This is a genomic window from Solemya velesiana gill symbiont (assembly GCF_002020805.1).
Lineage (GTDB): Bacteria > Pseudomonadota > Gammaproteobacteria > Chromatiales > Chromatiaceae > Sedimenticola_A.
In genome coordinates this window covers 1-10,225 of sequence record NZ_MPRJ01000094.1, presented here as the reverse complement: position 1 = coordinate 10,225, position 10,225 = coordinate 1, and the positions used below count along the sequence as shown (strand labels likewise).

Annotated in this window: 8 protein-coding genes; 7 read left to right on the top strand and 1 reads right to left on the bottom strand. The window is 56.1% G+C overall.

The genetic code is table 11. The features are described from left to right. Positions 1 to 1,296 precede the first annotated feature (1,296 nt). Both purE and BOW53_RS11545 read left to right on the top strand, forming a co-directional pair. On the top strand, positions 1,297 to 1,809 hold the full coding sequence (gene purE / locus BOW53_RS11550; protein ID WP_078488137.1) for a 5-(carboxyamino)imidazole ribonucleotide mutase: 513 nt from the start codon (positions 1,297 to 1,299) through the stop codon (positions 1,807 to 1,809). Continuing rightward, entirely contained in the window at positions 1,806 to 2,927 is a 1,122-nt protein-coding gene (locus BOW53_RS11545; RefSeq protein WP_078488136.1) for a 5-(carboxyamino)imidazole ribonucleotide synthase, read from the top strand. The genes purE and BOW53_RS11545 overlap by 4 nt, the downstream gene beginning before the upstream one ends. Before the next feature lie 314 nt (positions 2,928 to 3,241). On the opposite strand, the gene BOW53_RS11540 is transcribed toward BOW53_RS11545, so the two are convergent. Beyond that, a complete protein-coding gene (locus BOW53_RS11540; RefSeq protein ID WP_078488135.1) occupies positions 3,242 to 3,694 on the bottom strand; it encodes a hypothetical protein in 453 nt (150 codons plus the stop codon). Between the two features lie 559 nt (positions 3,695 to 4,253). On the opposite strand from BOW53_RS11540, the gene rsmA reads away from it, so the two are divergent. From rsmA to BOW53_RS11515, 5 genes are all read left to right on the top strand, one after another. Beyond that, a complete protein-coding gene (rsmA, locus tag BOW53_RS11535) occupies positions 4,254 to 5,051 on the top strand; it encodes a 16S rRNA (adenine(1518)-N(6)/adenine(1519)-N(6))-dimethyltransferase RsmA (RefSeq protein WP_078488134.1) in 798 nt (265 codons plus the stop codon). 49 nt (positions 5,052 to 5,100) lie between these two features. Then, entirely contained in the window at positions 5,101 to 7,503 is a 2,403-nt protein-coding gene (gene lon / locus BOW53_RS11530; RefSeq protein WP_078488133.1) for an endopeptidase La, read from the top strand. Positions 7,504 to 7,778: 275 nt separating this feature from the next. Continuing rightward, the gene (locus BOW53_RS11525; protein WP_342748435.1) at positions 7,779 to 8,072 is read left to right on the top strand and encodes a hypothetical protein; all 294 of its coding nucleotides are present in this window, start codon (positions 7,779 to 7,781) and stop codon (positions 8,070 to 8,072) included. 394 nt (positions 8,073 to 8,466) lie between these two features. Next, positions 8,467 to 9,255 (top strand): NnrS family protein, encoded by a 789-nt coding sequence (locus BOW53_RS11520; protein ID WP_078488132.1) that lies wholly within the window; start codon positions 8,467 to 8,469, stop codon positions 9,253 to 9,255. A 91-nt stretch (positions 9,256 to 9,346) separates the two neighbouring features. Next, positions 9,347 to 10,087, top strand: a complete 741-nt coding sequence (locus BOW53_RS11515) for a protein-L-isoaspartate(D-aspartate) O-methyltransferase (RefSeq protein WP_078488131.1) — start codon at positions 9,347 to 9,349, stop codon at positions 10,085 to 10,087. The last annotated feature ends 138 nt before the right edge of the window (positions 10,088 to 10,225 follow it).

Below are 10,225 nucleotides of genomic sequence, written 5' to 3'. Positions count from 1 at the left end.
CAGTTTGCGAAATGCTTCCCACTGCACTGTTTTGTCCAGTTTAGGTAACGGATCGCCAAGGCGTTCAAGCAATTCAAGACGGTCTTCGTGGGCAAAAAACTTCGGTTGCATAGTCTGTGTACTGTGATTGAAAAGTTGTGTGTGTGTTACTATCGCAGATTAAGGTGGGTTTTTAGAGATTCCCTCAAGTCCTCATCTCAAAATAAAAGTGGATTTCTTTTTACCGTTCTTGAACGCCGTGTATTGGTCACCATCTCGCTCAATCGACATGCATTTTTCTTTATTGAATTTCTGGCATAACAGACCATCGTCGGATACATACCAGGTGGCTGTCTCATCACCCTTTAGCCTCACAGTTCCATCTTCCTGATAAACTTTCTTGAATTTTTTCCTTTTGCATTCGTGCCTTCCGCTGTTTTACTGAAAAAATGCCTTCCTTACCTCTTCTCCTGACAGCTGTTCTCCTGCAATCCCTGCACCTGAAAAAGCAATCCCAGCACACATAAGTGAAATAGCAAGTTTCTTCATTTATATCCCCTAGTTATGTATTGGCAATCAACGACCGTCAAACATCTTGCCAGGCAAGTCAGTGACTGAACTGCTCTTGGTTTATCTGAACCCATTTTATTAGCGTCGAGATAAGGCAGTCGTCTACTTGCTGTTGCTCTTGCAAGACCTGACGCATTGTCCGGACAAGACATAAAGCTTGAATGACACGCATCCCAGCGACGGCGACATCTGCAGCCGTGTAGATGTACCCTTGTAATTTCTCGATCGCCCAGTATAAAGCAAACCATATATTCCGCCGAATAAATACCGACAGAAATATCGATACGATATGCAATCACTCCACACGCGAACCTAAGTCAGCGATATCATCTGTCTTATCCAAGCAGCCAACTTATAAGCGACTGAAAAATCAATTAAACCCATGGGCAAGCCACCAGCACACAGGACCAGGAAAAGATTCGGCCAGAACTTCCTTCACGACCCAGGCGCCTGTCGCCTCATCACCGGCAGCACCTCGCCCATTCGTGACAACATCTTGCGGAGAGCTGTCCGAACCCGCCCACGCACCTCACATTCGAGGCATTTTCCAACGTAGACGGACTGCGACATACCCCCTGATGCGGAGCACGCTCCACCCCACTTCATGTCCAGCCCCATGGGCTCGCATACCTGCTGGCGCTGGGCGGTGGTGCCGGTTCTTGAACTAAATCGATAACATCAGTGTATTTTTAGGGGTGATGACGGGTAAAATATGCCGTTGCACTATGAAATCAGGAACAAGTCTAAATGAATGACAAGCAAGAGTCGCCGCTGGTAGGCGTCATCATGGGATCCAAATCCGACTGGGGGACCATGCAGCACGCGGTGGCCATTCTGGAACAACTCAACATACCGCACGAGACAGAGGTGGTATCAGCGCACCGTACTCCCGATAAATTATTCAGCTACGCCGAACAAGCCGAATCGCGCGGCATCGAGGTGATCATCGCCGGAGCGGGCGGGGCAGCCCATCTGCCCGGCATGACCGCGGCCAAAACCTCATTGCCCGTGCTCGGGATCCCAGTGCAATCCAAGGCCCTCAACGGCATGGATTCGCTGCTCTCCATCGCCCAGATGCCGGCTGGCATTCCAGTGGGCACTTTGGCTATCGGCCGAGCGGGCGCTGCAAATGCGGCCCTGCTTGCCGCCAGCATACTGGCCAACAAGTATCAGCCGATAAAAACCGCACTGCAGGCATATCGACAAAATCAGACCGAAACGGTGCTGGCCAATCCCGATCCGCGAGGGGACCTGTCATGAATGTCGGCATTCTCGGCGGTGGTCAATTGGCCCAAATGATGGCACAGGCAGGCGCCAAGCTTGATATGTCCTTTATGTTCCTCTGCCCTGATCCGCAGGCCTGCGCTGCACCATTCGGTCAACATCTCTGCGCGCCTTTCGAAGATGAAGAGGCGAAACGGCAGCTGGCCGAGTGGGCAGATGTGGCCACCTACGAGTTCGAGAACATTCCTGCAGAACATGTGGCGTCGCTGGAACAGCAGATAGACCTCCACCCCTCATCCCAAGCGCTGGCTGTGGCACGGGATCGTTTAAAGGAGAAACGCTGCTTTCGGGCTCTCGGGATACCCACCGCCGAGTTCATGCCCGTTGACACCCTGGATGATCTGAAAGAGGCAATTGCGGTTGTCGGCCTGCCCGCCATCCTGAAAACCCGCACCATGGGCTACGACGGAAAAGGGCAGGCGGTGCTGAGACGGCCGGAGGACCTTCCCGATGCCTGGACACAGGTCGGCGAAGTGCCCTGCATCGTGGAATCGATGGTCGAGTTCACGCGAGAGCTCTCCATCATTGCCACACGCAGTCGCACAGGGGAATTAGCATTTTACCCATTGAGCGAAAACCACCACCGGGAAGGTATTCTACGGCTCTCCCTCAGCCGACAGGGCCACCCCCAGCAATCCACGGCGCAGTCCCTCATCCAACGACTGCTGAATGAACTGGACTACGTGGGCGTTCTGGCCCTGGAGCTTTTTCAGGTTGGGGATGAATTCTACGCCAACGAAATGGCGCCACGGGTGCACAACACCGGTCACTGGACCATCGAGGGGGCGTGCACTTCGCAGTTCGAGAATCATTTGCGCGCGATAAGCGGTATGCCGCTGGGCGCAACCGACGCACCGGTGCAAGCGGCCATGGTAAATCTGATCGGGCTGCTTCAGGATGAGACGACGATTCGTGAGTTCCCCGGGGCGACACCCCATTTTTACGGCAAGACAGAGCGTCCTGGCCGCAAGGTGGGACACATTAACTTGGTCGACAACGGAGACGGCTTGGAGGCCTTTAACGAGCGGCTGGCCGGATTGCTGCAACTGGCCGGGGAGAACGCCCTGGCCGAGCTGCTGGAGCCTGCAAAATAATAAGGATGCCGACAAGGAATCAGCCGCTCCTTACCACTCAATAACAGATTGAAAAATCGAAACTTCGCATGGGTAACCCGCCAGCACACAGGGCCAAGAAGAGATTCGGCCAGATCCAGCCCTCCGTGTGAATTTTTCAAATATTTTAGTGGTTTATAAGGCTGGGTAATCCCACTTTTGATCGCAGTTGAGTACAGGAGTAAATCCTATAACTGACACACAATTACTTCGCACAATACATTGCACGACAAGTTCCACCCACCTGGAAAGCCTTCTGCCGCAGATGAATTCGTTCATGATCAATGAATCCATAGTCATCCGGACGGGTCTGAATCTCGGGCCAATACCCGCAATCTGAACCAGAATGACGAGAGATACAATGTCAGAACCAAAGCGATGATCAGTTCGCGGAACTCCGTGTTGCCGAAGTTTAATATGATCGAGTTATCCGACCAGCCACACAAACGGACTACGGTAAAAAGTGCAGCAGCAGAAAAGCACAACCCCGACACAGAAATCCAGTAATGCCATTCTTCGGTAGTCCTCTGCGGTCTCAAGCCAAAGAAGCGTAGAATCGGCCAGATAAAGCCGCTAATGAAGATGAAAAGTTCAACAACAAAACGTGGTTTCTGATCCAGCCAGGACGAGGTGTTGTGCAGATTGGTTTCATTCTGGTCATTGATCTCCTGGAAAACTTCCGGCGTATCCCATAAAAAATACCATTGTCCCCAGCTTACTTCTTCACCTGCAAAGTAAATACATGCCACTGCCCACACCAGCAGCCAGGCGTTCGCAGTCTTCGGAAGTCTCGATGCGTAACGCACCGAGGCCAATAAATCAGGAAGATGCCCGGGATTAGGATTAACTAGGTTAGGTGTTCAACGATTCCGGTACTCGTGACGCTATCCTTTTTAACAAAAGCGTTTATGTAAAAGTCGGGTGCAAACAGCACCATGTACAGCACCGCAATCCCGGTAAGGATGGCGATGACATGACTAAACGTCGTAAAGAGTGGGGTGTTTATCTTGGATTGGCTCAAGCTCTTCTACCTTGATGAGTTGAAATTACACAGAGGTGCAATGACACAGCCTTACCTGTGTGCCGGTATTGGTAGCATAATGAGCCTAGTGTGGGTGGTAAAGCAGAGACAAAATCTGACCGATGGCATAATCTAATCGATAACACCCACACATCGATCAAATCACACATGCACTGATGCGAATATCGTTGCGACCTGCAATCCCTCCACACGTGAACCTAAGGTGGTGATATCATTGGGCTTATCTACACAGCCATCGATAAACAACTGAATTTTCGAATAAACGCATGGGCAACCCACCAGCACACAGGGCCAAGAAGATATTCGGCCAGAACTTCCTGCACGACCAGGGCGTAATTCGCCGCATCATCACCAGCATCTCGCCAAAACCAGGGGACCACCTGGTCGAAATCGGTCCCGGCCAGGGTGCCATCACCAGGGAACTGCTCAAGGCGACCGGAAGGCTTCAGGCCGTGGAACTGGACCGGGATCTGCTGGAGCCCCTGGCCCAGGCATGTGGCGACCTTGGCGAACTTCACATATTCAATGCCGACGCCATGAAGTTCGATTTCTGCCAGCTTGCAGAGGACGGAAATCTTCTGCGCCTGGTGGGCAACCTGCCCTATAACATCTCCACACCCATCCTTTTCCACCTTCTGGAGCAGGCACACTGCATCGAGGATATGCACTTCATGCTGCAGAAAGAGGTGGTGGACCGCATTGCCGCAGGCCCCGGCAGCAAGACCTACGGCCGGCTATCGGTGATGATCCAGTCCCGCTGCAAGGTGTCCAATCTGTTCGATATCGGCCCCGGTGCCTTCAAACCGGCACCCAAGGTGGATTCGGGTTTTCTGCGCCTGACGCCCTACAAGGACTCGCCATACGACATCACTGACCAGGCACGCTTCTCCGGCCTGGTAACCCAGGCCTTCAGCCAGCGCCGCAAAACCCTGCGCAACTGTCTTAAAAAAATGATCGATGCAGAGATTTTTGAAGCAGCCGGCATCGATCCAACCCTGAGAGCAGAACAGCTGGCGGTGGAAGATTTTGTACGCCTGGCCAATATGGCTTGTAAAACCGCGTAAAAAGACCGATATAACACGTAACTGAAGACAAGCGTCAGACCTGCAGCCCATGAACGACGAAGAGATCATCGACGAAACAGTAGAGATCATCACCGACCAGGCCCTCGCACGCCCCGGGGAGGTACTGCCCGGTGTTCTACACCTGCTGCCAGTAGCCACCCGCCCCTTCTTCCCTGCCCAGGCGGTTCCGCTGCTCATGGATGCCGATCACTGGAGCGAAAGCATCGCCAAGGCAGAAGATGATGGCCATGGCACCATCGGCATCATACTGGTGGACTCCAACACTTCGGAGGAGGCGACCCCTGCGGACTTCAAGGAGATCGGCACCGCCTGCCGCATCCACCGGGTTCAAAAGGTGGACGGCCGTCTCCAGGTGCTGGTTGAGTGCCTGCAACGCTTTCGCATTGAGCATTTCATAGACGAGCGGACACCTTTTACTGCCCAGGTACACTATTTTCAGGACCCCCCGGCGACCGCCGTAGGCGAGGTCAAGGCCTACTCCATGGCCATCATCAACATCATCAAGGAGCTGGTACCCCTCAACCCGCTCTACGGCGAGGAGTTGCGCATCTTCCTCGACCGCATGGGACCGGAGGACCCCTCCCACCTGGCCGACTTCGCAGCAAGCCTGACCACGGCCGACCGTGACCAGTTGCAGGAGATCCTCGAGGCGATCGACCTGCTGCCCCGCATGGAGCGGGTCATTGAACTGCTCAACACCGAGCTCGAACTGGCCAAGGCCCAGCACGAAATCCGCAAATCGGTGGAAGAGCGCATGGAAACCCAGCAGCAGGAGTTCTTCCTGCGCGAGCAGCTCAAATCGATTCAGCAGGAGCTGGGCCTGGAGAAGGACGACCGCACCGCCGAACTGGAGAAGTTCCGCGAGCGACTCGCTGAGCTTACCCTCAGCGAGCAGACCGCCAAGCGGGTGGAAGAGGAGATGGACAAGCTGGCGATCCTGGAAACAGGCTCACCGGAGTACGCCCTCACCCGCAACTACATCGACTGGATCACCCTGCTACCCTGGGGCAAGCACTCCAAGGACAACCTGGATATCGAAGTCGCCCGCAAGGCCCTGGACAAGGATCACTACGGCCTGGATGACGTGAAGAAGCGCATCCTGGAGTTCCTGGCTGTGGGCATCATGAAAGGGGAAGTCAGCGGCTCCATCATACTGCTGGTGGGCCCGCCCGGCGTGGGCAAGACCTCCATCGGCAAATCCATCGCCGAGGCCCTGAGCCGCACCTTCTTCCGCTTCTCCGTCGGCGGCATGCGCGACGAGGCAGAGATCAAGGGACACCGGCGCACCTATATTGGCGCCATGCCCGGAAAATTCATCCAGGCAATGAAGGAGGCCGGCACCCAGAACCCGGTGATCATGCTCGACGAGGTGGACAAGATCGGCGCCTCCTATCACGGTGACCCCGCCTCCGCCCTGCTGGAGGCGCTGGACCCGGAACAGAATACCGACTTTCTCGATCACTACCTGGACCTGCGCTTCGACCTCTCAAAAGTGCTGTTCATCTGCACTGCCAACCAGCTCGACAGCATTCCAGGCCCGCTGCTGGACCGCATGGAGCTGATCTCCCTCTCAGGTTATATCGCCGAGGAGAAGCTGCAAATCGCCCGCAAGTACCTGCTGCCGAGACAACTGGATAAGGCGGGACTCAAACGCAGCCAGGTCAAGGTCAACGTGGCCACCCTGCGGGCCATCGCCAATGGCTACGCCCGGGATGCGGGCGTGCGTCGCATGGAGAAGCAGATCGGCAAGATCGTTCGCAAGGCTGTGGTCAAGATACTGGATGGCGAGAAGACACCGATTACGGTGACCAGGGATGACCTAGAGGAGTACCTCGGCAGCCCCATCTTCCGTGACGAGCGCAAGCTGAGTGGTCCCGGCGTGGTCACCGGCCTGGCCTGGACCGCCATGGGTGGCGCCACCCTCAGCGTGGAGGCAGCCAAGACCCACGGTTTCAACCGCGGCTTCAAACTGACCGGGCAGCTGGGCGACGTGATGCGCGAATCCGCAGAGATCGCCTATGGCTACATACTCGGCCACGCTGAACAGTACGGCGCTGACACCGAGTTCTTCGAAAGAAGCTTCGTCCACCTGCACGTGCCCGCCGGCGCCACCCCCAAGGACGGACCCAGCGCGGGCATCACCATGGCCTCGGCCCTTCTCTCCCTGGTCCGGGACGAACCGATCCGGGACATCGCCATGACCGGGGAGCTGACCCTCACCGGCCATGTCTTCCCTGTCGGCGGCATCCGTGAAAAGGTGATTGCCGCCCGCCGTGCAGGCGTCAAGGAGCTGATACTTCCGGAAGAGAACCGGGGTGACTACAACGAAGTGCCCGACCATATCACCAAGGGAATCAAGGTCCACTTCGCCAGTACCTTCGATGACGTTGCTCCATTACTGTTCAAAAAAGCACGCAAAAAGAAAAGCTAGTCATATAAGTGCCGCAAATCAGTAACAACTAATATTCTTTATTGCCCCTACCCAACTTTTGGTCTATGTTTGTAATTCGCACTACTGATTTTTTATGAGCGAAAAGCAAAAATATGTTAGGGAGACAACTGATGAAAAGAATCATTCAAGCTGCTGCTGTCGCAACTCTGATTGGTGCATCTGCATCCGCATCCGCATGATGGGGAGGTCCCGGTTGGGGCGGTCCCGGCGGTTGGGGTGACGATTTCTGGGGCGACGGCTTCGGCGACTTCAACATGAACTTCAGCGGTCGTGGTTCCGGCTATGGCCGCGGCTACGGCTACGGCCACCCCTACTATGGCTACGGCCACCCCTACTATGGCTACGGCCACCCCTACTATGGCTACGGCTACCCCTACGGTGGCTACGGCTACCCCTACGGTGGCTACGGCTACCCCTACGGTGGCTACGGCTACCCCTACGGTGGCTACGGCTACCCCTACGGCGGCTACGGCTACCCCTACGGCGGCTACGGCGCTCCTTATGGCGCCTATCCTTACGCGCCTGTAGCTCCTGCAGAGGCCAAGTAAGGGCTTTCAGCACAGCTGAAATTTGCGCGGCGACGCGCAGCGAAAATGCGGGCTCCGGCCCGCATTTTTTTTGCACAGGGATGTGCTTATGCCGTGAAGGCCATGGATGGCCGAGAGCGGCTTATGTCCAGGACGGACGGTATGCCGCGGGTGTAGGAGGGGCGCCTCGCCCCGAAAGCGGCCTTGATCGGATCGCCAGTGGGCCCATTCGCCGCGTGCACCCTCCGGGAACTTGTGCCTGGAAGGTATAAAGGCGCGGCTCCCACAGGGATAGTGGCAAAGCAGGATACCAGAGCCGGGGAGCTGCGACTCTTTGACCAACATCAAAGCCAAATTCTGTGTCATGCTACCATGTCGCTTCCCGAGTTATCACCATCAGCAGTAGCCACCGACCATGCTCAAAATGTTCTCAGAACCCCCAAAGCCGAAGCTGACCTACAAGGGTCCCACGCTGCTTGCCATGGCCCTGGCCAACCTGCTGACCCACCTGCAATCACTTGGTATTGCCGATACTGGAACTGCCGGCACTGACATGATGCTCTACCTGGTGATGCTGCTGGTACTGATCATTTCCGGCAGAATCATCCCCGCCTTCACCGGCGGGGCGATACTCCTGGCCAGGCCAAAGCGCTACTCGCCCATGGAGATCGCCACACCGGCCCTGGTATGCACGTTGATCGCATTCGGCCTGGTCTATCCAGCACCCTGGCTGCTGGGCATATTGAGCCTGCTGATCGCCCTCGCCCAGATTATCCGCCTGAGCGGCTGGCACCATCCCAATGCCTGGCGCATTCCTATACTCTGGGTTCTCTACAGCGGCTTCATCTGGATCATCCTGGGTTTCCTGATGCTGGGTCTTGCGCCCCTGGATCTTTTTCCGGCCAATCACGCCAAGCACGCCCTGACCACGGGTGGCATCGGCGTGCTGACCCTGGGCATGATGTCCCGGGTTTCCCTGGGCCACACCGGCCGCCCCATCATCAGCAGCGCGCTGGTCAATCTGTCATTCCTGCTGCTCAACCTGGGCGTTGCCGTGCGGGTTTTTGCACCGGTATTCGCACCCCGTTACTACACCCTATGGATACAGCTCTCCGGGGTGGTGTGGGTACTCTGTTTCCTCACCTTTTTTCTGACCTACCTGCCAATTCTCACCAAACCCAGGGTGGACGGCAGACCGGGCTAGAACACACCGGCAATCCCTGAACAAGCCTGAGATCTTTGGCCATACTTCCCTATATCCCTTTCTGAAAAAAGGGAAGGGGAGGAGGTGCGCCATGAAAACCTGTCCTGTATTCCTGAAAGCCCTCGCCGGCATTCTCGTCTTCAGCTGCCTGGGCTTGCACCCTGCGGTTGCCGATGAATACGAGGAGCAGCGCATCAAGCTGCTTACCGAAGTCATAAAAGACGTTGAGGATATGGAACATGTCCTCGGCCGCTCCGAACTGACACGGGAGGTTCTGAGCGCACTTGAGGATGTGCCCAGGCATGAGTTCGTGCCCGAAAAGGCGCGCCCCTACGCCTACCGCAACCGGCCGCTCTCCATCGAGCATGGTCAGACCATTTCCCAGCCCCTGATCGTGGCAATCATGACCGATCTTCTCGATATCAAACCCGGTGACCGGGTATTCGAACTGGGAACCGGTTCGGGGTACCAGGCAGCGATACTGGCGGATATGGATGCCGAGGTCTACAGCATGGAGATCATCGAACCCCTGGCGGAATCGGCAGACCAAAGGCTCAACCGCCTGGGCTATGACGTCCGGGTCAGGGTAGGCGATGGCTACCACGGCTGGGAAGAGCAGGCACCCTTCGACGCCATTATCGTTACTGCCGCTGGAGACCACATCCCCCTCCCCCTGGTAAAACAGCTCAAACCAGGCGGCAGGATGATACTGCCGGTGGGCGGGCGATTTTTCACCCAACAACTGATCCTGGTGACAAAGGAATCGGGCGGCACCATCCAGACCCAGGACATTCTCCCGGTCTCATTCGTGCCCCTCACGGGGGACCACTGACAACCGGCTGTGTACCGTAACCGCCATCCTTACAAAAACAGAGCGTCCTCCCTGGCTCACCATCGCCCTGCTCTCCTGCTGCGCCCTTGCTCAAGCGAGTCTTCGACCTCGTGAAAGATTTTGGGACATCCAAGTCCC